At 42.3% G+C, this 26,475-nt stretch carries 23 protein-coding genes; 18 read left to right on the top strand and 5 right to left on the bottom strand.

Going from position 1 to position 26,475, the window contains the following annotated elements:
• Positions 1 to 317: 317 nt before the first annotated feature.
• On the top strand, positions 318 to 761 hold the full coding sequence (locus NH399_RS21695; RefSeq protein WP_253043301.1) for a type III secretion system chaperone: 444 nt from the start codon (positions 318 to 320) through the stop codon (positions 759 to 761).
• A 10-nt stretch (positions 762 to 771) separates the two neighbouring features.
• The gene (locus NH399_RS21700) at positions 772 to 2,454 is read left to right on the top strand and encodes a hypothetical protein (protein WP_253043302.1); all 1,683 of its coding nucleotides are present in this window, start codon (positions 772 to 774) and stop codon (positions 2,452 to 2,454) included.
• Between the two features lie 84 nt (positions 2,455 to 2,538).
• On the opposite strand, the gene NH399_RS21705 is transcribed toward NH399_RS21700, so the two are convergent.
• On the bottom strand, positions 2,539 to 3,552 hold the full coding sequence (locus NH399_RS21705) for a LysR substrate-binding domain-containing protein (RefSeq protein ID WP_253043303.1): 1,014 nt from the start codon (positions 3,550 to 3,552) through the stop codon (positions 2,539 to 2,541).
• 752 nt (positions 3,553 to 4,304) lie between these two features.
• On the opposite strand from NH399_RS21705, the gene cysK reads away from it, so the two are divergent.
• Entirely contained in the window at positions 4,305 to 5,267 is a 963-nt protein-coding gene (cysK, locus tag NH399_RS21710) for a cysteine synthase A (RefSeq protein ID WP_253043304.1), read from the top strand.
• A 175-nt stretch (positions 5,268 to 5,442) separates the two neighbouring features.
• Here the strand turns inward: cysK and NH399_RS21715 are convergent, their stop codons facing one another.
• Complete coding sequence (locus tag NH399_RS21715; RefSeq protein ID WP_253043305.1) at positions 5,443 to 6,201, bottom strand: phytanoyl-CoA dioxygenase family protein; 759 nt, start codon at positions 6,199 to 6,201, stop codon at positions 5,443 to 5,445.
• Between the two features lie 72 nt (positions 6,202 to 6,273).
• On the opposite strand from NH399_RS21715, the gene NH399_RS21720 reads away from it, so the two are divergent.
• Positions 6,274 to 8,037, top strand: coding sequence for a DUF885 family protein (locus NH399_RS21720; protein ID WP_253043306.1), 1,764 nt, complete (start codon positions 6,274 to 6,276; stop codon positions 8,035 to 8,037).
• A gap of 69 nt (positions 8,038 to 8,106) precedes the next feature.
• Here the strand turns inward: NH399_RS21720 and NH399_RS21725 are convergent, their stop codons facing one another.
• On the bottom strand, positions 8,107 to 8,736 hold the full coding sequence (locus NH399_RS21725) for a hypothetical protein (RefSeq protein WP_253043307.1): 630 nt from the start codon (positions 8,734 to 8,736) through the stop codon (positions 8,107 to 8,109).
• 283 nt (positions 8,737 to 9,019) lie between these two features.
• Between NH399_RS21725 and NH399_RS21730 the strand changes: the two genes are divergently transcribed.
• From NH399_RS21730 to NH399_RS21780, 11 genes are all read left to right on the top strand, one after another.
• On the top strand, positions 9,020 to 10,306 hold the full coding sequence (locus NH399_RS21730) for a glycerophosphodiester phosphodiesterase family protein (protein ID WP_253043308.1): 1,287 nt from the start codon (positions 9,020 to 9,022) through the stop codon (positions 10,304 to 10,306).
• Positions 10,307 to 10,616: 310 nt separating this feature from the next.
• The gene (locus tag NH399_RS21735; RefSeq protein WP_253043309.1) at positions 10,617 to 11,777 is read left to right on the top strand and encodes a DUF1624 domain-containing protein; all 1,161 of its coding nucleotides are present in this window, start codon (positions 10,617 to 10,619) and stop codon (positions 11,775 to 11,777) included.
• A 160-nt stretch (positions 11,778 to 11,937) separates the two neighbouring features.
• Positions 11,938 to 12,384 (top strand): nuclear transport factor 2 family protein, encoded by a 447-nt coding sequence (locus tag NH399_RS21740; protein ID WP_253043310.1) that lies wholly within the window; start codon positions 11,938 to 11,940, stop codon positions 12,382 to 12,384.
• Positions 12,371 to 13,120 carry an SDR family NAD(P)-dependent oxidoreductase gene (locus NH399_RS21745; RefSeq protein WP_253043311.1) on the top strand — a complete coding sequence of 250 codons (750 nt, stop codon included), beginning with the start codon at positions 12,371 to 12,373 and terminating at the stop codon, positions 13,118 to 13,120. The genes NH399_RS21740 and NH399_RS21745 overlap by 14 nt, the downstream gene beginning before the upstream one ends.
• Positions 13,117 to 14,427: an NAD(P)/FAD-dependent oxidoreductase gene (locus NH399_RS21750; protein WP_253043312.1), complete on the top strand. Its 1,311-nt coding sequence runs from the start codon at positions 13,117 to 13,119 to the stop codon at positions 14,425 to 14,427. Before NH399_RS21745 ends, NH399_RS21750 begins: the two co-directional genes overlap by 4 nt.
• Positions 14,420 to 15,175 (top strand): DUF1365 family protein, encoded by a 756-nt coding sequence (locus tag NH399_RS21755; RefSeq protein WP_253043313.1) that lies wholly within the window; start codon positions 14,420 to 14,422, stop codon positions 15,173 to 15,175. Before NH399_RS21750 ends, NH399_RS21755 begins: the two co-directional genes overlap by 8 nt.
• 11 nt (positions 15,176 to 15,186) lie before the next feature.
• The gene (locus tag NH399_RS21760; protein WP_253043314.1) at positions 15,187 to 16,428 is read left to right on the top strand and encodes a cyclopropane-fatty-acyl-phospholipid synthase family protein; all 1,242 of its coding nucleotides are present in this window, start codon (positions 15,187 to 15,189) and stop codon (positions 16,426 to 16,428) included.
• Between the two features lie 3 nt (positions 16,429 to 16,431).
• Positions 16,432 to 16,965: a DUF2878 domain-containing protein gene (locus NH399_RS21765; protein ID WP_253043315.1), complete on the top strand. Its 534-nt coding sequence runs from the start codon at positions 16,432 to 16,434 to the stop codon at positions 16,963 to 16,965.
• Positions 16,962 to 17,471 carry a chalcone isomerase family protein gene (locus NH399_RS21770; RefSeq protein ID WP_253043316.1) on the top strand — a complete coding sequence of 170 codons (510 nt, stop codon included), beginning with the start codon at positions 16,962 to 16,964 and terminating at the stop codon, positions 17,469 to 17,471. The genes NH399_RS21765 and NH399_RS21770 overlap by 4 nt, the downstream gene beginning before the upstream one ends.
• A gap of 155 nt (positions 17,472 to 17,626) precedes the next feature.
• Complete coding sequence (locus tag NH399_RS21775) at positions 17,627 to 18,538, top strand: prohibitin family protein (protein ID WP_253043317.1); 912 nt, start codon at positions 17,627 to 17,629, stop codon at positions 18,536 to 18,538.
• Positions 18,539 to 18,755: 217 nt separating this feature from the next.
• Positions 18,756 to 19,121, top strand: coding sequence for a cupin domain-containing protein (locus NH399_RS21780; RefSeq protein WP_253043318.1), 366 nt, complete (start codon positions 18,756 to 18,758; stop codon positions 19,119 to 19,121).
• Between the two features lie 108 nt (positions 19,122 to 19,229).
• Here the strand turns inward: NH399_RS21780 and NH399_RS21785 are convergent, their stop codons facing one another.
• Positions 19,230 to 19,859 (bottom strand): ChrR family anti-sigma-E factor, encoded by a 630-nt coding sequence (locus NH399_RS21785; RefSeq protein ID WP_253043319.1) that lies wholly within the window; start codon positions 19,857 to 19,859, stop codon positions 19,230 to 19,232.
• Positions 19,856 to 20,482 (bottom strand): sigma-70 family RNA polymerase sigma factor, encoded by a 627-nt coding sequence (locus NH399_RS21790; RefSeq protein ID WP_253043320.1) that lies wholly within the window; start codon positions 20,480 to 20,482, stop codon positions 19,856 to 19,858. Before NH399_RS21790 ends, NH399_RS21785 begins: the two co-directional genes overlap by 4 nt.
• A 324-nt stretch (positions 20,483 to 20,806) precedes the next feature.
• On the opposite strand from NH399_RS21790, the gene NH399_RS21795 reads away from it, so the two are divergent.
• From NH399_RS21795 to NH399_RS21805, 3 genes are all read left to right on the top strand, one after another.
• A complete protein-coding gene (locus tag NH399_RS21795) occupies positions 20,807 to 21,472 on the top strand; it encodes a tRNA (guanosine(46)-N(7))-methyltransferase TrmB (protein ID WP_253043321.1) in 666 nt (221 codons plus the stop codon).
• A gap of 465 nt (positions 21,473 to 21,937) precedes the next feature.
• Positions 21,938 to 23,041 carry an efflux RND transporter periplasmic adaptor subunit gene (locus NH399_RS21800; RefSeq protein WP_253043322.1) on the top strand — a complete coding sequence of 368 codons (1,104 nt, stop codon included), beginning with the start codon at positions 21,938 to 21,940 and terminating at the stop codon, positions 23,039 to 23,041.
• 210 nt (positions 23,042 to 23,251) lie between these two features.
• Positions 23,252 to 26,470, top strand: coding sequence for an efflux RND transporter permease subunit (locus NH399_RS21805; protein ID WP_253043323.1), 3,219 nt, complete (start codon positions 23,252 to 23,254; stop codon positions 26,468 to 26,470).
• Positions 26,471 to 26,475: the final 5 nt, after the last annotated feature.

The following is a 26,475-nucleotide window of genomic DNA, read 5'->3' on the forward strand; positions in this document are numbered from 1 at the left end:
AGTTTAGACGGATTTTATCAATAGTGACTCGAAGTGTCTGATCCCAACCGCCTATTCATCGAGAGCACAGGTGCGTCAAAGTATAGAAGTTTGGTCTCTACCTCTGAGCTTACTGGGTGATGCGGGAAGCAGGCTTGCCTTATTAAACTTACAATGAGTAAATAAAGTGAAAAGTTGTTTTAAATCAATTTATTACGTATTTTTCGTCTCTTGATGAAACTATCTATGTTGGTTTGTTACTTATTATTTAGTTATCTCATTATCAAAAGCAAATCGGAGAAGGTTTCGTCGTGATACAAGAACAAATGACACGGTCCATGAATGAGTTGGGCCGTCTTTATCAGATTTCAAAATTTGAGTTAGATGATGGTGGACATGCTGGCCTTATTTTTGAAGATGGCATTAAAGTAGAGATTCATTTACAGCATGATTTCGTCAGTCTTTATTCGCTTGCTGCGGAGATCCCCGAAGGCGCAGATGAAACAGAATTTATGATCTCGAAGTTGGAACAGAACCTTCTTGGGTTCGCGTCTCCCCACCTTTGCTGGAGCAAGCTGAAGAATCGGCGCTCCTTATTTTTGCGTCGTGATTTTGATAGTGAAGAACTCGTCTCAAAAGGCTTGGAGAAGTTGCTTATTCAATTTTATCAAGCCGTCAAAAAGGAAAAGTATCGTTCGGATAATGCTATTACCGATAAAGCAGTGACCAGCACGCCTGATGTTGTCGCTCCGATGCACCAACAAGATTTTATCCGAATATAGGAGAAGAAGAATGCATACCGATTTCAAAGTAGGTAGTACTGGAAAAACTCAAGAAGTTGAACAAATTACCCCTAATACACCGCTAACTAATGTTTCTAAAAGTAGTTCATCTTCTGAGCATCTGCAGAATATCGTTGAACTTGATCATGAAGTGAGCTCACCACCAGAGCTGACTAAAAGTAAAACGGTATTGATGATTGAAACGATTACGACAGAATCTATTAAAGATGGAGTACTGGCTACAAAAGACAGTGTAAAAGGTAGCACATTGAAAACTTTCAATGATTTGGTACCGACATTACTGGAATGCTCTGTTTCTCGACAAGAGCCTTTTAGTAGTAAAGAAGTTGCAACGATCATTAATATGATTGAACAGGGTGTGTCTGCAGAGTTAATTGGTCAAAGCTTAGAATCCTTAGCGCAGATATCAGATAGCGCAATACAAGATACTAAGAATTATGGCCCTAAAATAGGTGGATCGATTAACGATTTAACACTCGATTTTCTAGATATTGCCGCCTCTCGTGGCGAAGCTATAAAAAGTACCGATGAAAGTTATATTAAAAATGCTGTAAGACAACATATACCAACAAACGTGATGGCATTTTCGCTAGGTGTTGGAGACTATAACCATGAAATGAAACAGCTTGTGGGCACTCACCAGGAGTTTTTGAATCCGCATAAAATGGCTAACTTTGTTACAGGCTCCACACAAAACGGTAAAATGGAAATGTTGTTGGCGACCAACTCAGCAAAAACAGAACAGCTCCATTCGGGGGACTCTCTTGTTTATTTTGGCGGCGACAGCGACATTCTGCACCCATTGATTGCAACGGGGGCGACTGAAATTAACATTGTTTCTTGTTCAAATGGTGAAGATGCTGAGCATGGCCCAAGATTAGATTATCGTAACAGTATGGAGGCGTCTATTGTTGAAAAGTTAGAAGCTTATATTGCTGATGGTTATGAAGTAAATGTGGAGCGCGATGATGAGAATCACTTATCTACTATCACAGTAACGGCAACTGAAGAGAACGATGATCCTGTATTAACAATTAAGTTCCACTCTGCCAGCTATGATCAGTTTATTGATGAAAGCGATGACACCTTTGATTACTTTATGGAAAAAGACTCTTGGTTAAAAGAGTGGAAAGATAGTGACGATAAAGCGGTTCCTCCTGTTGTTAATAGTCTTCTTAATGAAGATGGTCACTGGATTGGCGGCTTTGATTCAAACAAGTTAGGTGTTGAAGATGCATTGAGTGGAAGCTTCACCGATCGTACTGAGCAGTATGTCGATTCCCAGCACATCAAGTGGTCAGGCTATGAAAACTTGCATATTCGCCAAAAAGGTGTTGAAGAAGTAGCAGAGCTGGATGATGAACTGGTTGAAGCGGCTCCCAGTTATTCGGATGACCCTTATTGGCAGGAAGCAGGAGAGAGTATTGTAAGTTGCGCAAACATTCTTTTTGACAATGTGTTTGGCTCTTTCACTGGAGACCATTATGCATCGCTAATTGAAGATACAGGTCCTTTATCCAATTTAGGCTATGTAGGACTAGAAAATAAAGCAAAAACCATTGAACTAACGGCAATGTATCTTCAGGAAAAAATGAGCGACCTTGGATATGACAAGGCTCTGAATACTATTGAAAACGATATTACACCAGCGATTAATAAGTACTGGGGTTAGTCTAAAGTAATAGGTAGTAACAGTCGGACTATCGACTGTTACTACCGCAGTTATTAGAGGAAACTATTGAGCTTCCGAATCCTTTCAAGCCGCAATTTGGCTTTTAGATTTTGGTCGCTCAATTAACTTATAAGGTAATTGATTTTCGTTGATGTTACGAATGTATCCTTCGCGACGATATTCATTAACGGAATCATCAATGAGTTGGCGCGAAAGATGCGGCGCAATCATTTCGATAAAGTCATACATATAACTGCGGATGTATTGATCTTCTCTGAACCCTAACCAGGTGGTGCAGGATGGGAAGATATCGTGAGTGCTCACAGCAACCAAATCGGCATCTTCGTCAGCGTCATAAGCCATGCTGGCGGCAATACCAATGCCCAAACCTTTGCGTACATAGGTTTTTATGACGTCAGCATCACGAGCAGTAATTGCGATGTTAGGCGTTAATCCTTCTGCATGGAAAGCTTCTTTGAAAGATGAACGGCCATTGGAGCTAAATACATAAGTAATAATTGGGTATTCTGCTAAGTCTTTTAGTGTGACTTCTTCTAACTTCGTTAATGGATGATCTTTAGGCATCAAAATAGCACGATCCCAGTGGTAGCAAGGGAGTGTGACCATGTCACTGTTCTTAGCTCCACTGGTGCTTGCCATGGCAAAATCGATCAGACCGCTTTTCATCATCTCTGAGATTTGTTCACTGGTACCTTGATGAAGATTTAACTTTACATCGGGATAACGCTTTCTGAACGCCTGTAAAATATCAGGCAGTACATAGCGTGCTTGAGTATGGGTAGTACCAATAGACAACGAGCCTTCCTGCTCATTTTGTAATTCTTTCGCAAGTTGTTTGATGTTCTCGACTTCGCGCATGATGTTGGCGGCTTTTTCTAGAACCTGATTACCAGCATAGGTGATACCGTCCAGGCTTTTGCCGTTGCGAGAGAACAGACGAAGACCAAGTTCTTCTTCTAGTAATTTTAATTGCTTGCTGACACCGGGTTGAGAGGTGTATAGGCGTTCTGATGCGGCAGTGATGTTCAGGCCGCTTTCGGCGATGGCTAACAGATAACGAAGTTGTTGCAGTTTCATGGCTTTATCTCCCTCTTTGGTGACTGTCAGGTTGGGATAGTTCAAAAATCCAATAAGCAAAATGTTTCGCAATAATTGAACGACAGACGGGTTTGAGGGCCATGAGAGGTGTTGCAAAGGTTTTCATTGTTATCTCCTGATAGTTTGGTTGTAATGTTTTAACTAAAAGTTATTGGTTGGGTTCGCCAACCGGTTGTATATTTTTATCTAGCATTAAAAAAGCCACCGAGCTTTGAGGGCGGGGTGGCTTTTAAAAATCTTGTGAAACGGTTGTTTAGTTTCTATTTTTGGCGGCCACCCCATCCTGTGTCAGATACCATTTACACAGGGGCATTTTAATTAATGTAAAGAGGACGACGGCCTTATTCATTGTGATTACTCTTAAACTCAAATTCATCAAAGTGTACTTTCTGAGAGTAGGGTTTTTTATTGCCTCTATAGCCGGGCTTCACTTTCTCAGATACTAAGTTGTATAACACCTAAAGATATTTTAGACGTCTACATGTCTGTTATTTCTACATGACTAATTTGTCTAAGTCAACCCCTGTTTTGTGCAACATAACAAAAAAGTATGAAATCAGAACATCCGATTATTTCTACCTGCGGCCATAAGTCCCTACATTAACTGACATTGAGGGCTGATTATCATTTTCGGCATATAACTATGGGTTATGGGAGCAGAACTTATGATTCTGCGGCTGGAGAGTCTGTCTGGTATTAGGATGACCGTTATTAAGTTTTAAGGTGAAGTTATGATCTACGACAATATTCTGCAAACCATCGGCAATACGCCGGTTGTGAAAATTAATCGACTTGCACCCAAGCATGTGGACATGTATGTGAAAGTCGAATCTTTTAATCCTCTGGCATCTGTTAAAGATCGATTGGCTATCGCGATCATTGAAGATGCTGAACGGCGTGGTACGCTCAAGCCCGGACAAACGGTGATTGAAGCGACTTCTGGCAATACGGGGATTGCACTGGCTATGGTGTGTGCAGCAAAAGGCTATCCTTTTGTGGCAACCATGGTCGAGACTTTCTCGGTTGAACGCCGTAAGTTAATGAAAGCCTTGGGCGCTAAGGTCATTTTGACTCCTGCGGCGGAAAAAGCCACCGGGATGGTACGTTTGGCAGAAGAGCTAGCTGAGAAGAACGGTTGGTTCCTGGCGCGTCAGTTTGAAAACCAGGCCAACCCTGAGTATCACCGTAATACAACGGCAGCAGAAATTCTGAGAGATTTTGCTGGCCATCGACTTGATTATTTTGTTAGTGGCTATGGGACTGGTGGAACCATTACTGGCGTCGGTGAGGTGCTCAAGGTCGCACGCCCAGAGATTCAGGTGATAGGCACTGAGCCTGCTGGCGCGGCGTTGCTCGGTGGAGCCGATTGGAAGCCCCATAAAATTCAGGGTTGGACACCGGATTTTATCCCTCAGGTCTTAAACAAAGGTGTTATTGATAAGGTGGTTCCGGTTGATGATGTGGTCGCCCGTGATACTTCTTTAGCTTTGGCTCGAGATGAAGGCATCTTTGTGGGTATTTCTGCGGGTGGAACCTTTGCTACGGCGTTGAATGTTGCACAGAACGCTCCTGAAGGGAGCAGCATTCTGGCGATGTTACCAGATACGGGCGAACGCTATCTCAGTACCTTCCTGTTTGATGACATCAGTGAGGAGTCCGATGATGAGTGGCTACGTGGTCTGGGTGCTGCGTAAGATTGGCTGGCGTGGAGGCTCAGAAGAAGAGTCTCCCAAGGCCCCTTTATGGCGTCGCTTTCAATTTCGACTGTCTTGGTCTGACAGCGTTGAAAGCGTCGAGTTATTACCTCCAAACACAACCGAATCTGACAAATCCAAAGGAGTCAGGTCGTCAGATCTTAATTCGATTTAGTCAGTCTGATATTAATTCCACATCTTCCAAGCGGGATGAGCGAGAGTTTTCAACGGGCTTATCGTCTGCTTGTCTAAAAGTCGAAACGGCGGCTATTTTGGTTGTCTGACTGAAATTCCTGGTGGCGGCGTGCAACAGTCGACTATGAAACAGCAAAACGTCACCCGCATTCATTTCTACTATGTGCTTGTTGGCTAAAATTTGTTGGTTCTGCGGTGTTTCTCGGCGAAAGAACAGGGCTTCATCAAACTGATCCAGAGAATAGTCGAGCTGATGACTGCCTGGAACCACTTGCAAGCAACCGTTGTCTTTGTTTTCCTCTCCCAATGCCAGCCACGCTGATATTAGATTACCCTTTTGATACTGCCAGTAACGAATATCTTGATGCCACCAGCTATCACTGCTAAATCGCGGATGCTTGGTCATGATGCAGTTGTGGTGAGAGCGTACCATCAGCGGTGGGCTTTTCAGCAATGCCTGTAGCGACTCAATCAATGGAGAAAAATGTATCCAGCTGGCAAACTCGTCAAATCGGTCATAAGCTTGCAGCAAACGTCGGATGGTATGAGAGCCAGGCGCATCCACTTGAGGCGCCCCTGGGTACTGAAGTTCAGCTTCTAATTCGAAGGGGGCCTGGCGCTTGGTTAAATCTTGTACTGACAATTCACGAATAGGTTGCCACAGTGTTTTGGGACAAAAACCAGAAAGCAGCAAATAGCCTTGCTGATGAAACGATTCAATTTGTTGTGAATTTAACATCTGACTTGACGAAAAGGGTCTGAACACAGAACATTGAGCAATAGAGACGACATTATATAGACGGTTTTTATAATGACAAATAAGAATTATGTATGGTTATGGTTGGTTTTTGTCTTTCCTTTAGCAGTATTTGCTGACGAAAGTAATAAATTACAACAGATTTTTAAAGACGACTGGGACTATCAAATAAAGCAGTCTCCAGCAGGGCAGTTTAATCAAGGTGATAAAAAGACCAAAGGGGGATTTCGTGATGAATCCGTCGCTGCCTATCAACAACGATTACGTCATGCCGAAAAGGTATTAGAAGATTTACAACAGCTTGATGTGGCGCAGCTAACCGATCTGGATAAAATCAATCTGGATATTTTTCGTTTTCAGATCCGCTCGCGTATGGACAACATAGAGCATCAAGCTTATCTGTTTCCGATGGTTGGAGATACGGGGTTTTATTTTGGCTTGATTCGCTTGCCCGAGACAACCGATATCCAGAGCGAAGATGAACTGCGTTTTTATCTTGAAACGGTTCAAGCAATCCCAGTATTTTTGCGACAATGGAAAGCCAATATGAAGTTGGGGATGCAGCAAGGTTTGGTTATGCCTAAGGTGGTGCTTAAAGATTTCGAAAAGCCACTGTTGACCTTATTATCTGGCAAGAAAAAAGCCTCTCCATTTTTAGGGCCCTTAGATAAAGCCAATCCTCAGCTGCCACCAGAGAAAATTCGCAATGCGAAAAAACAACTAAAGACTTACATTAAGCGCAATGTCGAACCTGCCTTAAAAGATCTGATTGCATTCATCAAGAAAAAATACATTCCAGCTGGACGCGAGAACATTGCCGCGACATCATTGCCTAATGGTGCCAGTTATTATCAATCCCAGATAAATTATTACACCACGCTGCCACTCTCGGCTGATGACATTCATAAGATTGGTTTGGAAGAAGTAAAACGCATTCGGGCCGAAATGGACAAAGTGATAGCTAGCACTGGATTTAAAGGAAGCTTTGCTGAGTTTCTTGAGTTTTTGCGTACTGATCCGCGCTTTTATGCAAAATCTGCCGAAGAGTTGTTAAAAGAAGCAGCTTATATTTCTAAGAAGATGGATGGACAGTTACCGAAGTTTTTTGGTCATCTGCCACGCCAACCTTATACTGTTGAGCCTGTTCCTGCTGCGATTGCTCCTCGTTACACAACCGGACGTTATTCTGGTGCGCCGCTCAACAGTACTCGCGCAGGTGCTTACTGGGTTAATACTTATGCTTTGGATAAACGTCCTCTTTATGTTTTAGAAGCGTTAACCTTACATGAAGCCGTGCCAGGACATCACTTGCAAAGCGCATTGACTAAAGAACTGGATAACTTACCGGATTTTAGACGTTATTCTTACCTATCGGCTTATGGAGAAGGGTGGGCTCTTTATAGCGAAAAACTTGGTAAAGAAGCGGGTTTTTATCAAGATCCTTACAGCGATTTTGGCCGCTTAACTTACGAAATGTGGCGTGCCATTCGATTGGTTGTTGATACAGGCATGCATGCAAAAGGTTGGAGTCGTCAGCAAGCGATTGAATTTATGGAGTCAAACACAGCGCTTTCTAAACACAATGTAAGAACCGAAATCGATCGTTATATTGCCTGGCCTGCTCAAGCATTATCTTATAAGTTAGGTGAGTTAAAGATTTGGGAGCTGCGCCGCCTGGCAGAAAAAGAACTCGCACGTAGATTTGATATTCGAGATTTCCACGATCAATTGTTAAGCTATGGTCCTATGCCGCTTAATTTGTTGGAACAAGAAATGAAGTTCTGGATCAATACAGAAAAAAATAAAGCGCCCGAATAATTGGGCGCTTAACGTTATTTTGCAATAACAAGATTGAGTATTAGTTTACTTAGACTCAATCTTGTTTGATCAAAAAAGATCAGAAGTTGAACCAAAGGTCAGGAAGACGGCATCTTCCATATCATCACCCGCAAATTTCTTGTAAGAGATAGTAAAAGTAAATCCGCTGTTAGTGATAAATTTGATGTGTGGCTTGAGGTAAAAACCAGAATCAATGTTAATGTTTTCTGATGGACAGTCTGTGCAATTGGAAATGCCGCGTTCTGACCAGATTTTTTCGACACCTATCATGGCTCCTAGATGTACACTTTTAGGCTTCCAGTTAAAGCTGTAACCGATTTCACCAAATAAACCAAATCCACTGGCACTAGAACTGGCTCTGCGATGATCACCAAAGCCATCAATCACATCAACGCTAAAACTTTCGTTGTCAGAATATAAGATGCCCGTAATACCACCGCCATAAACAAAACTATCTTCTTGTTGATGCCAAACAAAATCTAAATGGACTGCTGATTCATCAACACCTTCGCGCGCAGCTAATGCTGGGTTGAAGTTAATGGTTCCTGCACTGATCCCCCAGGTGGTGGTCTGAAGATACACTTCTTCTTTTTCTTCGGGTACAGGTTGTTCGGGCTGCGTTTCTGCCCAGACTGACGCTGAAGATATCAGGGCCAGCAATGTTATTAAATTCCGCATATTTAATATATCCATATTGAGATTAAAAAAGGGCGCTCGTTATACCAGTAATCCTACAACAGATCAATTTGTACTCACAATGAGTCCTTGTTTCCATTGCTTGAGATAACCATAGGTGAGAGCTCTCACTTTAGTAGTGCTTTAAGCGAAATTGAGATTTTCTCTTTAAAAATCAATGTGTTGAAATAAAAGTGTCATCAGCTATATATATTCTGATCACGTATCTGACATATCTCGTGAATAAGGTAACCCCGTAATTCGTAGTGATAACCTGGAGAATAAAATGAAAATGCTGAACACGTTAGCTTTGGCCGTGACGGCTTCTGCTATGAGCTTAATGGCATGCAGCAGTTATGCAAAAAATGACACTCAGTTGGAAGCAGAAGCGGAAAAATTCCATTGGTTCCGCAAGCCCGCCAAGGTTCAATTGGGACCTCGTCCGTTTTTTTTGGTTGAAGATATGGATGAAGGCCCTCTTAAACGTCAGCTAAAGCGTTGTTCGAATAAACGCTTTAAGAAGTCTGACTTTTCTATTGGGCATCGAGGCGCACCGATGCAGTTTCCTGAGCACACTAAAGAATCTTATGAAGCAGCGATCCGCATGGGTGCTGGTATTCTAGAGTGCGACGTTACCTTTACCAAAGATCGTGAATTGGTTTGTCGTCATTCTCAGTGTGATCTTCATACGACAACAAACATTCTTGCTATTCCAGAGTTAGCGGCAAAATGTTCGGAACCCTTTACGCCTGCTAATGCGTTAGCTGGTATTTCGGCTTCTGCAAAATGTTGTACCAGCGACATTACTTTAGCGGAATTTAAAACACTAGAAGGAAAAATGGATGCGGCCAATCCAAACGCTTCTACGGTTGAAGAATATATGGATGGGACTGCGGCATGGAGAACGGATCTGTATTCAGCTAAAGGGACTTTGTTAACTCACGCTGAGAGTATCGAGTTATTCAAGAAGCATCGAGTCAAAATGACGCCTGAGCTAAAAGCTCCCAGTGTACCCATGCCTTATGAGGGCGACTACACACAGCAAGACTATGCACAACAAATGATTGATGAGTATCGTGCTGCGGGTGTTCATCCTCGTAAAGTATTCCCTCAGTCTTTTAATGTTGATGATGTGCGTTACTGGATCGAAAACGAGCCTCGTTTTGGACGTCAAGCGGTTTATCTGGATGGACGTTATAGTGATCCTTCATTCGACCACAATGAGCCTTCTACCTGGTCTCCTAATATGTCTGAGCTGGTTGCCGATGGTGTTAATATTATTGCACCACCAATGTGGATGTTGTTGGATGTTAAAGAAGGAAAAATCGTACCATCGACTTATGCAGAAGAAGCTAAGATGGCGGGGCTGGATATTATTACCTGGACTATTGAGCGTTCTGGTTTATTAAAAGACAAAGGCGGTTGGTATTATCAAACCACCAGTGAAGTTATTAATAATGACGGTGATATGTTCGAAGTGCTCGATGTGTTGGCACAGGATGTCGGTATTTTAGGAATTTTCTCTGACTGGCCTGCAACAACAACTTATTACGCGAATTGCAAAGGTTTATAAGTTGCTATTCTAGAACTTAGTTTAGTAGAGACTATACCCAAAGTATTTCATGATGCAGGTAGGTGGCCAGTAAGCCAATATCGCTGCATCTTGAAAGGCGACGGGGATATATCGTTTGGTATAGTCTCTTCTTTTCTTAAGAGTCATTTTATTCGAAGTTGAAATATTTTCAGGGAACACTCTTAGTGTTTTGACTTTTGTTATCTCAAATCAATTCTATTTTAAAATTTCGTTACATATTTTTCTGTTGGTGTGCCCTCTGTTGAGAGTATTCTCAAGCGTTATGGACAGTGACGCAAGCGAGAAGAAAATGAATAATAAAATTGCGAGATATGATTCCATTGATCAACTGAGAGGGATAGTGATTGTTTTGATGGCACTGGACCATGTGAGAAATTTCTTTTCTCCATTTCCCTTTATGCCAGAAGACGTCAGTCAAACTTCACCAGAGTTATTTTTTACGCGATGGGTTACTCATTTTTGTGCTCCTGTCTTTGTCTTTCTGGCAGGTGTTGGTGCCTATCTCTTTCAACAAAAACAACAAAGTAAAAAGGAGTTGAGATACTTTTTATTAACCCGAGGTTTGTGGCTGGTTTTTATTGAGCTTATTATTATTGCACCGTCCTGGACATTTAATATTGCTCCATTTTTTATTTTGCAAGTTATATGGGTTCTTGGTATTTCCATGATTTGTCTTGCACTGTTGACTTACTGCCCACGAATCATCATCTGGTGTGTTGCTGGCTTTTTTATTTTAGGGCATAACCTGTTGGATAGTATTTCTGCGGCTTCTTTTGGCGATATCGGTTGGTTATGGAATATTTTGCATGAACCAACCTTTTTAAATGTTTCTCAACCTGGTTTTTCTGTCTTTGTTGCTTACCCATTAATTCCCTGGATTGGTGTGATGGCGTTAGGATATGTTGCGACAGCCTGGCTGATAGAAAGTGAAGCGACTTTTTCTCAACGCTGTGTTATTGCTGGATCATTTGCGATAACGCTGTTTATCGGATTGCGCCTACTTAATATTTATGGTGATCCTGTGCCTTGGCAAATGCAGTCGCGCGGGGAGGTGTTTAGTTTAATCTCCTTCTTGAATACACAAAAATACCCACCATCCCTCTTGTATTTGTGTATGACTTTGGGCCCTGCGTTGGTGTTTCTCGGCGCGTTAGAAAAATATAAATGGCGCTGGAGCTCGTTGTTTCAGGTCTTTGGTCGCGTTCCATTCTTCTTCTACGTCTTGCATGTCCCTGTTATTCATTTGCTGGCGGTTTTCTGGTTCTGGTCTCTCACTACTTCTACCGGATGGCAATTAGCTGGCCCCTCAGCGTTTCCGGCTGGCTATCAACCTAACTTATGGCTGACTTATGGAGTCTGGCTGGTGGTCACTCTGGGATTCTACTTCTTATGTCGCTGGTATGCAGGCATAAAGCGCCGTCATGACAGCTGGATTTTACGGTATCTCTAGGCCAATTTTGCCGATCCGTTTCTGTGTAGCTGACGTATAAGATTCTAAAGCCCTGATAAGCTACCGATGTTCGCAGAATCATCGTGATTATCGACGTCTATGCTTATTCAGGGTTCTGCGTGAGAATTAACCCGTTGTTATAAGAGAGTTACTAGATTTTATGGGTGCTAAAGAATCGCCATTGATAGGTCACTTTGTTCAGTTATTTACCACGATGAATCGCCAAAAGATACCTCGTTTGGCTGGAATTTATGCTGACGATATCTGTTTTATTGATCCCCTTCATCAGGTAGAAGGGCTGACCCATTTTTCTGCTTATATGGCCTCCTTGTTTGATAATCTCTCTCACTACGAAGTAAAAGTTGAGGATGTTGTACAACAAAGCGATTGTGCCTTTATTACCTGGCAGATGCGCTATCAACATTCAGCCATCAAGCGAGGCAAAATGATCGAGGTTGATGGGGCCTCCAAGTTGCTATTTCACGACAAGATATATTGGCATCAAGACTATTTTGATGCGGGCAGCATGATGTATGAGCATTTGCCAGTACTTGGCACCGCAGTTCGCTGGGTGAAAAAGAGAGTTTCCCGCTATGATGCTGGCTAATAAGACCCTGTTCATTACCGGAGTGACTTCTGGAATTGGAGAGGGACTGCTACGACATGCTTGTGTGCATGGTGCCAGAGTTTATGGTTGTGGGCGCAATGAAGCCAAACTTAATGCCTTAGCAAGTGAATACTCCAGTTTTGTTCCTATCGTTCTGGACATATCCAAGCATGAGGATTGGCGGCGATGTTTTTGTAACCAGCTGGTCGATGTGTCATTTGACATTGCGATCTTAAATGCAGGTACATGCGAGTATCTTGATGATGCTCATATTGATGTAGCCTTGGTTGATCGCTTAGTGGCGACCAACTTTTCTGGCAATATTCTTGGCATGCAAATGTTGATGGACAAAATGACTCACAGTGGTGGCGGAACCATTGCTGTAATGAGCAGCTCTGCTGCCTTTTTCCCTATGCCTAGAGCGGAAGCTTACGGCGCGTCTAAGGCGGCGCTGAGTTATTTCACTGAAGCTTATGCGGTATCGGCAAAATGCAAGGGCATTCACTTTTGCACGATCAATCCCGGTTTTATCAAAACTCCTTTAACAGACAAAAACGATTTTCCGATGCCGATGATGGTTTCATCTGAGCAGTTGGCCAAAAAAGTATTCGACGGTTTACTAAAGAAGAAGGCTACAATCAATTACCCTGTTATTTTTACTTCTGTTTTACGTATGATTGGATGTCTGCCAGTGAACTTTCGTCAATGGATAGCAGGGAGAATGTTAAAAACATGAAACGAATAGCAATCATAGGAACAGGCATTTCTGGGTTAACATGTGCTCACTATTTGCATTCAAAATATGATATTACTCTGTTTGAAGCGAATGACTATATCGGCGGGCATACTGCAACCAAAGAAGTGAGTATTGAAGGTGATGGCTACCTTATTGATACCGGATTTATTGTCTTTAACAACTGGACATACCCAGAGTTTAATAAAATTATAGAGCAGCTTGATGTCGAATACCTCGATACAGAGATGGGCTTTTCTGTAAGTTGTGAGCAGTCAGGCTTAGAGTATTCTGGAGGATCGCTTTCTTCATTATTTACCCAACGTAAAAACATCTTCAATTGGCGACATTGGAAAATGATTGCCGATATTATTCGCTTTAACCAACAGGGAAAAAAAGATTTATCGACTGGTCAACTTGATGAGTCAATATCTTTAGGTGAGTACCTTGACTCTCTTAATTTAAGTCAACGTTTTGCTGACAAATATCTGGTTCCCATGGGAGCGGCAATATGGTCTTGTGGCTTACAGGAAATGCTCGATTTTCCTGCGCGTTATTTTCTACAGTTTTTTGCTAATCATGGCTTGCTTAATGTTGGTGACCGACCACAATGGCGTGTGATCAAAAATGGTTCTCAAGCCTATGTCGATGCGATGATTAAGCCATTTAAGGATAAGATTTTACTGAATACGCCTGTAAGAAGTGTGATGCGAGGTAGTCGGTCCGTTAAAGTAGCTACGAATGATAAACTTTATGATTTTGATGAAGTGATATTCGCCTGTCATAGCGATCAAGCTCTCGCTCTTATTGATGACCCTGGAACATCAGAACTAGAGGTTCTGTCCCAGTTAAACTATCAAAGCAATGAAGTCGTTTTGCATACCGATAAAAGTTTGCTACCCAAGTCTCAACGAGCATGGTCAAGTTGGAACTACCGTATTAAAAAGGAAGCGACAACTAAAGCAACACTCACTTACAATATGAATATCCTACAGAGAATTGAGTCTATTCATACTTTTTGTGTCACGCTTAACGATACTGATTCCATCGACCCTGATAAAATACTGGGTACTTACCATTACGACCATCCTGTTTACAATCGAGGCACTCTAGAAGCTCAGCAAAGTCGACACAAGATCAATGGTGTCAATCGACTCTGGTTCTGTGGTGCTTACTGGTATGCTGGTTTTCATGAAGATGGAGTTAGAAGCGCTTTGGATGTTGTCAATGCTCTTGATAGTCAATTAGAGTCAGAGTCACACAGCTCTTTTGTGGTGGAGAACAGTGCTCGGGAGGCACACTGTGTTTGAACATGCTTTATGTGAAGGTGTGGTGAGTCATTGTCGGCATCACCCTCGGCATCATCAATTCTCTTATCCCGTGAGTATGCCTCTTGTAAATTTACAAAAGAGTAAGGAGTTGGATGAGCTTTCATCTTTAATGTCGACAAAAAATCGCTGGAGCCTTTATCGGTTTTGTGAAGATGATTATTTAAGAGAGCATCGGGTAGCATCTGAATCTTTGTATCAACGAGCAAAGCGGTTGGTTGAAGACTACAGCGAACAGCCATTTTCTGGCACTATTATGATGTTGGCCAACTGGCGCGTGTTAGGAATGGTTTTTAATCCTATTGCATTATTTTATTTCTATGATGATGAAGGACAGCTAAGCTATTTAATGTCGGAGGTGAGCAATACGCCATGGAATCAAAGACATCTTTACTGGCACACGCTATCTGATTCTGACACGACACTAAAAGCCACAACCGATAAAGCTTTTCATGTTTCTCCCTACAATCCCATGGCTATGGAATATCAGTGGCATGCGCATATTGATATCAAAAAGGTGACTCTTAAGTTAAGTTTATTTGCTAATCAAACTAAGCATTTTGATGCGGCAATGTCTTTGTGCCGTCAAAAAATGGATAAGAAGCAATTTTACCGAATGATAAGCCGCAGGCCGTTATTATCCTTGCAAACGCTATTTCGTATCTATTGGCAAGCTCTAAAGCTCTTTGTTAAGCGTATTCCTTTATATACTCATCCCGGTTATAAATAGGAGAAAATTAAATGAGTAGTAGCCGGTTAATTACCGATAAAATCAGTCAATCTAAGAGCTCATCATCCTGGTTATCATCGGTGTGCCGTAGTGTGTGTTTAAGAGGCCTCAAGCACATTCAAAAAGGACAGCTTGTGGTCATCGAAGGCGATCAACGTTTTGTTTTTGGCAACGACGATTCCTTAAAAGCAAATGTCATTGTGCGAGATCCTCGGTTTTATAGCCGACTTCTATCCTCAGGTAGTGTCGGGGCGGGTGAAGCCTTTATCGAAGAGTGGTGGGACTCTGACAATGTGACGGATGTCATTCAAGTAGTGGCTGCCAACTTGCCGATGATTGATCGAATTGAGTCATTCTCTCGCTGGTTTAGTAAACCTGTTAATTGGTTGAAAAGTAATTTTATATGGAATACCCGTAAGCGTTCAAAAGACAACATTGTCGCCCACTATGATTTAGGAAACGAACTTTATTCTCGATTTCTGGATGAAACCATGCTTTATTCTGCTGCAATGTTCCCCCGAGAGGAAGCTTCTCTATATGAAGCCTCTGTACATAAATTACAGGTGATTTGTAAAAAGCTGGATTTAAAGCCGGGTGATAAGGTTTTAGAAATTGGTACCGGGTGGGGGGCTCTTGCTATCTGTATGGCTAAAGACTATCAATGCCAGGTCACTACAACGACTTTATCGGATGAGCAGTTTGAGTATACGCAAGCATTGATCGAAGAGCAGGGTTTGCAAGAACAGATTACTTTACTCAAAACAGATTACCGTGATTTGACGGGTAAGTTTGATAAGATTGTCTCTATTGAAATGATTGAGGCCGTCGGTCATGAGCTTCTGGACCATTATTTTAAACAGTGCAATCAACTACTGCGACCTAATGGTAAGTTGCTGATACAGTCCATACTCATTGATGATAACCGCTACCAAAGTTACAAGGAAGGTTGTGACTTTATTCAAAAATATATATTCCCTGGTGGAGCTTTGCCTTCTGATCAAGTGATTCGCGAAAAAATTTCTCATGAGAGTGAGTTGAGTCTTGACGGTGTGGAGCATTTTGGTCGGGATTATGCACGAACATTAACATTGTGGCGCAACAACTTTAATAAGCACTGGCAAGATATTAAACCTTTTGGCTACGACCAGCGTTTTTATCGGTTGTGGAATTTTTATTTTCATTACTGTGAAGGTGGCTTTCTACAAAACACCATCAGTGTCGCTCACTTTCAGGTCAGCAAGAGCAGTGAGTAATCTATGTTATATCAATACTCCTTATCTAAGCTGCTGAGTAACTTTACTGCTTTTCAGCTTGGCTGGTTAGCTTGTGCTTTTTGGCATGATACTCGTTCTGTGGTTGTGACTGCCATGTTACTAATGTGGCTCTACCATTCGGAGCCGTGGAGCAAGGTGCGAATTTTTATCACTATTCAATGTGCAGTCATTGGTATCTTTGTCGATTCGATACTGAGCTACTTAGGGGTGCTGAGCTTTTCTCCCGTGTTTTTCCTGCTCCCTTTCTGGCTTGTTCTATTATGGTTTTTATTCTCTAGTACCTTGACCATCAGTCTTGATTGGTTAATGCGTCGACCGGTCTATGCTTTTATCGCTGGCTCTGTTTTTGGGCCCGCAGCTTATTGGGCTGGCGCTCAGTTTGAGGCTCTTCAAGTGGCAGGCGAGCTTGGTTATCCCATTCTGTCCATTGTCTGGGCATTGCTCATGCTTGTATTCAGCGGACTAATTCGGCTACAGCCTAACCATCATTTTATTAATCGGCGGTCGAACTCATGAAAGCATCTCTTACCTTAATTTTCGTCGCTATGAGTTCTCTTTGTTTATCGACTTCTTCGTCCTTAGTTGAGTTGGGCAAAGGGACTTACACATGGTGGGGTATTTCTATATATAACGCCTCTTTATGGGGAGCTCAGCCTTTCAATGGAGATTACGGTAGGACTCGACCATTACGTTTGAACATTCGTTATTTGATGGATATTGAGGGTGAAGAACTGGTTGAAACAACGATGGATGAGTGGCTTGATTTAGAGCTGGATAAAACAACTGAGTGCCAAGACATTAACCGATGGGAGAAGCAGCTGAATAAAATATGGCCAGACATTAAAGAGGGAGACCAACTAACACTAGATGTGATGACGACTGGCGAATCTATCTTTCTGTTCAATGAACAACCTATTGGCCGTATTAAAGACCCATTTTTTGCTGGTTGTTTTTTGGCAATCTGGTTGCATGAAGCGACGAATGCACCAGCACTAAGAGAGCAGTTGTTAGGATTACAGTAGCTTTATTGCGTTTTTTGTAATAATTTTGTCGAGGGAAAGACTCAGTAGATAATTGCTTAGAGAAGGAGTCTCTGAGCCGTATAAATAAAATTAATCTTGTTAGGGGCCATCATCTAAAGATCTATAGCCCCTGATCATCAAGGAGACGTATTTTGATGAGAAATGACCAAAAATCTAAAGCTAAACTAGGCCTTGCGGGAATGGTTGCATTCTCGGCTATCGCGCTGATTATGGGAACTGTTTTCACCGTTGACGAAGGTCATGTTGGGGTTGTGAAGCGGTTTGGAAAAGCCATTGAACAAGTCGACCCAGGCATTCACATGAAGGTTCCAATCATGGATGCGGTGGTCGAGATAGAAGTGCGAACGCGCAAGAATGTAGAAACCATGAATGCGGCGACAGCGGAGCAAATGCCCGTAAAAGCGGTGACTGCTGTTAACTGGACGGTAACAAAAAGTGCGGCTATTGAACTGTATAAGCAATATGGTGGCCTTGATCAATTTGAGCAACGTATCTTAGATCCTAGATTGCGTAGTGCAAGCAAGGCGGGGTTAGCCGAGTTTAAAGCCGAACAAATTATACAGAACCGAAATGCTGCAATACGTCGTATTGAGCAACTGCTAGAAGAGGAAACAGCAGGGCTTCCTATTGAACTCGGTGATGTTCAAATCGAAGATGTTAATTTGCCTCCCAAATATATTCAGTCCATTGAAACAAAACAAACGGAACTGAACCTGGCCGCGGCGGAAAAACACAAACTTGAACGTCAAAACCTTGAAGCGCAACGAGAAGTAAATACCGCTAACGCTCGTCGTGATGCAACGAAAGCGAAAGCTGATGGTGAAGCCTATAAAATTAAAGCAGAAGCTGAAGCCCAGGCTTACGCTATTTTGCAAAAAGGTAAAGCAGAAGCTTCTGCTATCGAAGCAAAAGCGAAAGCAATTGCCAAGAACAACACCTTGGTAGAATACGTTCGTGCACAACAGTGGAATGGACAGATGCCAACCACATTAATGGGAGCTGACCAATCTATTCTGTGGAATATGGGGGCACAGCAGAAAAAGTAACACACTTTCGAGAAGGGGCGCTCAAAGAGCGTCCCTTTTTTTGTTAAATTGCGAAAGCTCATATCCAATCTTATCGTTTGTTTTACTCAGTTTGAACTTTATCTAACAGACTCTTGCGAGCGATCCTTGACCATTCAAGTTAACTAACTTTGTAATCTGTGTTACTTTGCAAGTTACCAATACGAGTTGTTATGCCGAATAAAAAACTGAGTGCATTATGAAAAATATCGATTCAGTTGACCTAAATGAATTTATTCTTTCGATTCATAAAGATAATTCCGTTCATTCTAATAAGATCGAATTTGGAGCGCCAAAAGAGATCAAGGGAACTACCATTGGTTTGGCAACGATGGAGTGTAGTCCACCCCATAATGGTGAGCGTCATAACGATGGCGATGAAATAATCATTTTACTTAGCGGAAAAATAGCGGTTGAGTCTGATTCAAATCCAGATAAGTGTTTGGAGTTGAAACCTGGTGATTCCTGCATAATACGAAAAGGCGAGTGGCACAAAATCCAAGTTATTGAAAAGGCTCAACTCGTTTATGTGACACCAGGTTTAAATAACGAATATCGATTCTAAATTCGACGTAGCAGGACACAACTTCAGAACCTGCTTATGGCACAAATGAAGCTGTCGTATTTACTCGCATCTTAATGATTGAGTTTGATAGCTCTAGTTAAGACTTATTCAGTTAAATAGCCAGTTAAGTACCGGGCCAAATGTGCCTGTAAACTTTAAAGGTGCGTCCGTAATTGCCAGGCAGATACATTCACTGTCCGCTTGAGGAGAGTGTTCGTGGTTTCTGTCTCGAACAACGTAATCTCCACGACGATAGTGTCCCAAATGGTCATGGAATGAACCCTGCAATAATACCGTGATTTCTTTCCCCTGATGAGTGTGTTTAGGGACTTTCATTCCAGGCTTAATATAAATCAGTTTTACTTCTAACCCATCATCATTAGCTGCCAAAGGTAGCTCGGCAAATCGTTTGGTTCGCCAGTGCCAGTTCAGTTGATCGGTTTCTCCTCTTACCGCTTTATGGATGATATCAGAATAGTCTGAAGTCGACGGTTGCGGCTTGCTGTCAGTTTGTTTTCGAATAGCATCCAAAACATTGGCGGCATTGATATGCGTGAGAGGCTGGGGCTCGAGTTTATCAAGCCAGTCTCCGCCAAACGATTCAAGCTGATGAACATGCGAGGCACAGTGTGGGCACATATTTAAATGTATCTGAATGGCCGTTTGTCTGGCAAAACTGAGTCGACCAGAAGCAAATGCTAATAGCTGCTGGGAGTCGGGGTGATGTTGGCAAGTCATTGTGTACCTCTCATTAACTTGCTTAAGTTATTTATTGCGCTACGAATTCTTCCTTTTACTGTACCGAGTGTGATGTTCAGTGCATCGGCTGTTTTTTGATGACTCAGTTCTTCAAAGTAGACTTTTTGCAAAATCGTCACTTGTTCTTCTGGCAGGTGTTTAATCAAGGTCTTCACCTCGTCAAACTGACGTGCGTCGTATTGTTCACTTTGCTCGTCTCCTGCCCAATCGTCTTGCTCCACATCTAATGTAGGGACCTGACGATTCTGCTTTCGGTAGAAATCCAGCTTCTTGTTTCTTGCGATAGTAAAGATCCAGGTCGATACCTGACCTTTATTAGACTCAAAGTAATTGGCAAACTTCCACACGCTGATGAAGGTTTCTTGTGTCAATTCTTCGCTAACTCTTTCGTCAAGTTGAGCTTTGATAAAAAAGTGCTTAACTCGCGGAGCAAAATAATCAAATAGCTGCTGAAAAGCTTTTGTGTCTTCTTTTTGAGCGATAGCGAGCACGCAATCAATCCAGCGTTGATTTGGGCGTTCCGACGCGCTGTTATGTGGGTTGTTGCTCGACAATTTTTTATTAAAACCTTGGCGCTTAAATTGCACTACATTGGTCATCATACACCATTTACGTGTGTTGCTTACCTAATCATCGCCTTGCTACCTGATATATAGCAAATTAAGATGGTCTGGGTAGAGTCGTTCAATTGGCTCTGGATATTTTGTTATACGCTCAATAAAGATGATTGGAGCAAATGGATAAAAAGACATGCAGATACATCTTTCTCACTAGCAAAATACAGAGTGAGGCTGCATTCGTTCATTCCAGTCACTTAGTAAGCTAAGCTCTTTCAACTCACCACTCATGTGATAAAATAGCGGGCTCTTATTGCATAACTATGTGTGCAGCAAAGCACATTGCGACTATTTATCAGGGTTTCCACTTTGTTTGCTAATTCAAAGGAAGTTTCATCAAATCAATCGGGTCTTTATGAGCATCTGGAAAAAGTGGTGTGTCGCCATCGAGACTCGGAGTACAAAAAACCTATTCAGGCTCATAATCATGAAGCTTTTGAGCAATTGGTGGTCTGGATTGATGGACGTTCTAAGCCACTGATCATGGATTCCTGTTGTGGAACAGGGATGAGTACGGTTAATTTGGCTAAGCAGCACCCAGAACATCTGGTTGTTGGCGTGGATCAGTCAAAAGTGAGGATCACCAAGCCAGGCAGTGGTGGTGAGGATGTGCCTGATAATTGCCTGTTTTTACGCGCTAATTGCGAAGATGTTTGGCGTTTGTGTATTGAAGCTAACCTCTTATTTGAGAAGCACTATATTTTGTACCCGAACCCGTGGCCAAAAGCGGATCATTTTAAGCGTCGTTGGCATGGGCATCCGGTATTTTCGTATTTGCCTCGACTATCACCCTATATCCATCTGCGTAGCAACTGGCCTGTTTATTTAGCCGAATTTGCTAAAGCCTGGTCGCTGCTGGGCTATACTGAATATGCAGTTGAAGAACTGGAGGTAGGTTCGCCGCTTACTTTATTTGAGCATAAGTATCATGAGAGTGGGCAGCATTTGTACCAACTTACAGTGACAGCTTCATAACGACGGAATGTTTTCTTTTTTGTTAGGGCGCTCAAACCTTTTGCCGATGGTTATCGTCCAAAGCGACATGAGATAAGCTTTTGCGCTTTGTTTTGCCAGTTGAAACATTTATTTACGAATGATTGCATCCAACTTTGCAATTAGACGAATCATTAGTGTTATTCACAATAAATCATAAAAAAGCACATTAAAGACCAGTGGTTGAGCTTCTTGATTGGTTATATTTTCAAGTAAAAACAATATGTTATGTGATTTTGTTTAAGTTGGCATTAGAAATGCTTTAACAAAATAGCAAATGGCTTTAGGCATCTTTATTCAGCGCTAAGTCAGCTTATCTCAATATAATATCGGTTGTGTTTTAGTGAGTCGGTGTTATATTTGTGTATAACACTATGCGGCGGAAGCATAAGGTTTGTTTCATTGGGCAAAGTTGAGCAACAATCAAACGATAGATTGGATCTGATTATGAATTCGAAATACAAAAATCCATTAAGAGTATGTTTATGTTTGGGTTTATCCATGGTTCTAATGGCATGTGGGGACGAAAACGCTAAGGAGCAAGCCGAGAACAAGGAAGAAAAGAAAAAAGTAGCCGTGCCAGTTGAGGTTGCTAAAGTCGTTGAGGGCAGTATCAATGCTGTTTATACCAATACGACTTCTTTGGAAGCAGAAGAAGAGGCAACGGTCGTAGCCAAAACAGGAGAAATCGTTACCAAGATTTTTGTTGAAGAAGGTGATTTAGTTAAGCAAGGACAAGTACTTGCTCAGTTGGACGTAGAAAAACTTAAGTTAGAAATGAAGCGCTCCGAAGCCAACCTGAAAAAGTTGGAAAATGAGTTAGAAAGAAATCGTCGCATCTACAAAAAGAAAATGGTCAGTTCAGATACTTTTGAGCGCTTAAAGTTTGAATATGCAGCGCAAAAAGCAGCTTACGAGCTGGCTCAACTAAATGCTCGTTATGCCACCATTAAAGCGCCTATTGATGGCATTGTATCCGAGCGTTTAATTAAAGTCGGTAACATGGTGAACGTCAATCAGGCTGTTTTTAAAATCACTGATTTCGATTCGCTTCACGCTATTATCCATGTTCCTGAAAAAGAATTAAGTAAACTTAAAGTTAACCAGTTGGCTAACTTGCGTGTTGATGCCCGCGAAGGAGAGTATTTTCAAGGGCATATAGAGCGTATTAGTCCTGTTATTAATTCAAACAGCGGTACTTTTAAAGTAACCATCGAAATGGACAATAAAGACTATGTCTTGCGTCCTGGTATGTTTGGCCGTGTTGCCATTGTTTATGCTAACCATGATGACACCTTATTAATTGATAAAAATGCATTGATTGCTGAAGAAGGTGCTCCGTCAGTTTTCGTTATTCGAGAAAACAGCGCTCACAAAGTTGTCGTAGAAACTGGCTTTATTGATGCTCATCACATTGAGGTTTTAGCGGGCGTGTCGGCTGGCGACTTGGTGGTTACAGCCGGACAAAACAGCTTAAAAGATGAGTCTCTTGTGAACATCTTAAATCAGGAAGTCACGCAGCAAGCCTTGGAAACCGCAGAAAGCCGTTAATATTGACGGTTTTTAGGGAGGGCCAGTTTATTCAAATAAATGAACTGGCTCATGGTTCTATAGCCAAAGCATTTCATAGTGCAGCTAGGTGGCCAGCAAATAAATTCCCCAGCTTAGGCGACTAAGTGAAGAGGGTAGTGCGCACAGTCAACACCACAGCACTTTGAAAGACGGGTATATTTTAATAAAAGTTTATCAAAAGGCGCTAACATGCAGTTAAGCTATTCCCTCATTCAATTATCTACACGACGTCCCGTTACCATATCGATGTTTACTATTGCATTGTTAATGTTTGGTATGGTTTTAGTGAATCGTTTGGGGCTGACGTTGCTGCCAGACCTGTCTTATCCTACTTTGACGGTTCGTACTGAGTTTACCGGTGCCGCTCCTGCCGAAGTTGAAAATCTGATCACTAAGCCAATTGAAGAATCACTCGGCGTCATTAAAGGATTACGAGAAATTCGCTCTGTGTCTCGAGCTGGACAATCTGATGTTATGCTGGAGTTTGAGTGGGGCAGCGACATGGGGTTTGCTGGTCTCGATGTGCGCGAGAAACTTGATATTGTTCAATTGCCTCTGGAAGTAAAACGTCCATCGCTGTTACGTTTTAACCCCTCCTTAGATCCTATTATTCGTTTGAGTTTATCTAATAAAGAAGACAACTCGGCGCAAGAGTTTGCGTTAAACGATAGCAACCTTATTCAGTTACGTCGTTTTTCGGAGGAAGAAATCAAGCGTCGCATAGAGTCCATCGAAGGTATTGCGGCGGTTAAGATCAGTGGTGGACTGGAAGATGAAATTCAGGTACTGGTGGATCAAAATAAATTAGCTCAGTTGAATCTTTCTATTGATCAAGTCGCAGCACGACTTAAAGCTGAAAATGTGAACTTGTCGGGTGGTCGATTAGAAGAGGGAACTCAACAGTATCTGGTGCGTACTATCAACCAGTATGGTTCTGTTGAAGCCATGGCGAACTCCATTATTGCTAACGTTGATGGTCATCCGGTGTATTTACGTGATGTGGCAGAAGTTTTTCAGCGTTACAAAGAGCGTGAAGCTATTACTCGAATCAATGGTATTGAAGCGGTAGAAATCGCAATTTATAAAGAAGGTGATGCCAACACTGTAACGGTAGCACAGCGGTTAAAGAAACGTCTAAAGCGCGTAGAAAAGTCGCTGCCTGACAATTATAAACTCGATAAAATATACGATCAGTCACACTTTATTGAACAGTCTATCAATGAGGTGATTTTAAATGCCATCATCGGTGGTGTGTTGGCGATGATCGTCTTGTACTTATTCTTGAAGAATTTTCGTGCGACATTAATCATTTCTTTATCGATTCCTATTTCGGTCATTGTCAGTTTTAACATGATGTATGGTTTTGGTATTACCATGAATATCATGTCTTTAGGAGGGCTGGCACTAGCGGTAGGATTGTTGGTGGATAATGCCATTGTGGTGCTCGAAAACATAGCCCGAAAACGAGAAGAAGGCGCCGATATTATGGAAGCCGCTCAGCAAGGTGCAGGAGAAGTTGCCTCTGCCATTGTGGCGGCTACTTTAACGACGGTTGCGGTGTTCTTACCTCTGGTTTTTGTTCAGGGTATTGCTGGGCAACTCTTTAGTGATCAGGCCCTGACCGTAACCTTTGCTTTGATTATTTCTTTGATTGTTGCGGTGACTTTGATTCCGATGTTGTCGTCACTGGGTGGGCGAAAAAATCCTTACAACGCGACTATTCAAGAAGAGGCATTGCCAGAGACCCGAGGTGGCCGCATTTACCATCGTGTATTTGTGACAGCACCTACTTATGTTTATCTGTTTTTCCAATTAATTGCTGGGTTGATTTCAACGGCTTTCCGCTGGGCATTTAAGCCTTTGGTGTGGGGCTTTAATATATTCTATAAAGCCATTGCATCGGCGTACAAGAAGTTACTTGATTGGTCTTTAAAATTTAAAGCAATAGTTATTCTTGTGGCTGTTGGTGTGTTTACTTTCTCGCTGAGTTTAGTGCCTCTTATTGGTGTTGAATTGATTCCTCAGTTGTCTCAAGGCGAATTAGCAGTAGAAATTAAAGCTGTATCAGGAACACCACTAAAAGAAACCGATGGCATTGTGACAGAAGCGCAAAATCGTCTGTCGAACATCGATGCGATCGAAAGAACTTACTCTGTTGCTGGTTCTGGTAATCGTCTGGATGCTAGCCCAGATAAAGGCGGTGAAAACTGGGGACAGCTAAGCGTGGTACTTAAGAAGCCAGTAAATCACGAATTGGAAGAGCAAGTTATTCGGCAAATCCGTGAGAGTCTGTCGACCATGGCGGGTATAGAAGTTAAGGTGAGTCGTCCTACATTATTCAGTTTCAAAACACCTTTAGAAGTAGAAATCGTTGGCTTTAATCGTGAAAAAGTAAAACAAATCAGCCAAGCGCTGGTTGAAAAAATGCAAAATGTTGATCGCTTCAGTGACATTAAATCGACGGTAGAGCAGGGGCATCCCGAAGTTCAAATCGTTTTTGATCACGAGCGAGCGGCTCACTTGGGGTTGTCGGTACCTGAAGTTGCCAATAATGTTGTGCGTAAACTGCGCGGTGAAGTGGCTACCAAGTACGCGTTTAGAGATCGTAAAATTGATGTACTGGTTCGCGCATCAGAGACCGATCGTTCTTCGGTAGAAGATGTGCGCCGTCTGATTGTTAATCCACAAGAAGACCGTCCTCTTACACTGAGTGCGATAGCGACGGTGACGGTTGCAGAAGGCCCAAGCGAAATTCATCGCACCAGCCAGGAGCGAGTGGCAATCGTAAGCGCCAATCTTAAATACGGAGATTTAGGACAGGGTGCCGCCAAATTGGCTGAGTTGGTGGATGAGCTACCACCTATGAAGGGTGTTGAAGTTCGTGTTACAGGGCAAAACGAAGAGATGCAGGTATCTTTTAACTCATTAAAGTTTGCTTTAGCTCTCGCCATCTTCCTGGTTTATCTGGTCATGGCTTCACAGTTTGAGTCTCTGTTGCATCCTTTTGTTATTTTGTTCAGTGTTCCTTTAGCATTGGTTGGTGCTATCTTCGCGCTGTACTTAACTGGTTCAACTATCAGCGTTGTGGTCTTTATCGGACTGATTATGTTGGCCGGTATTGTGGTTAACAATGCGATTGTATTGATTGACAGGATCAACCAGCTGCGAGAAACGGGCATGGCTAAGTTAGAGGCGATAAAATCTGCGGGACAAGCACGTTTACGTCCTATTGTGATGACGACACTAACAACCACCTTAGGTATGTTGCCTTTGGCATTAGGTATTGGCGAGGGTGCGGAAATTCGAGCTCCGATGGCCATTACGGTTATTGGCGGCTTGCTGATTTCAACCTTGTTGACCTTGATCGTTATTCCAGTTCTTTACTCACTGTTTGATCGTCGAGCATAAGGAGA

The organism is Pleionea sp. CnH1-48 (assembly GCF_024124665.1).
Lineage (GTDB): Bacteria > Pseudomonadota > Gammaproteobacteria > Enterobacterales > Kangiellaceae > JAMXSB01.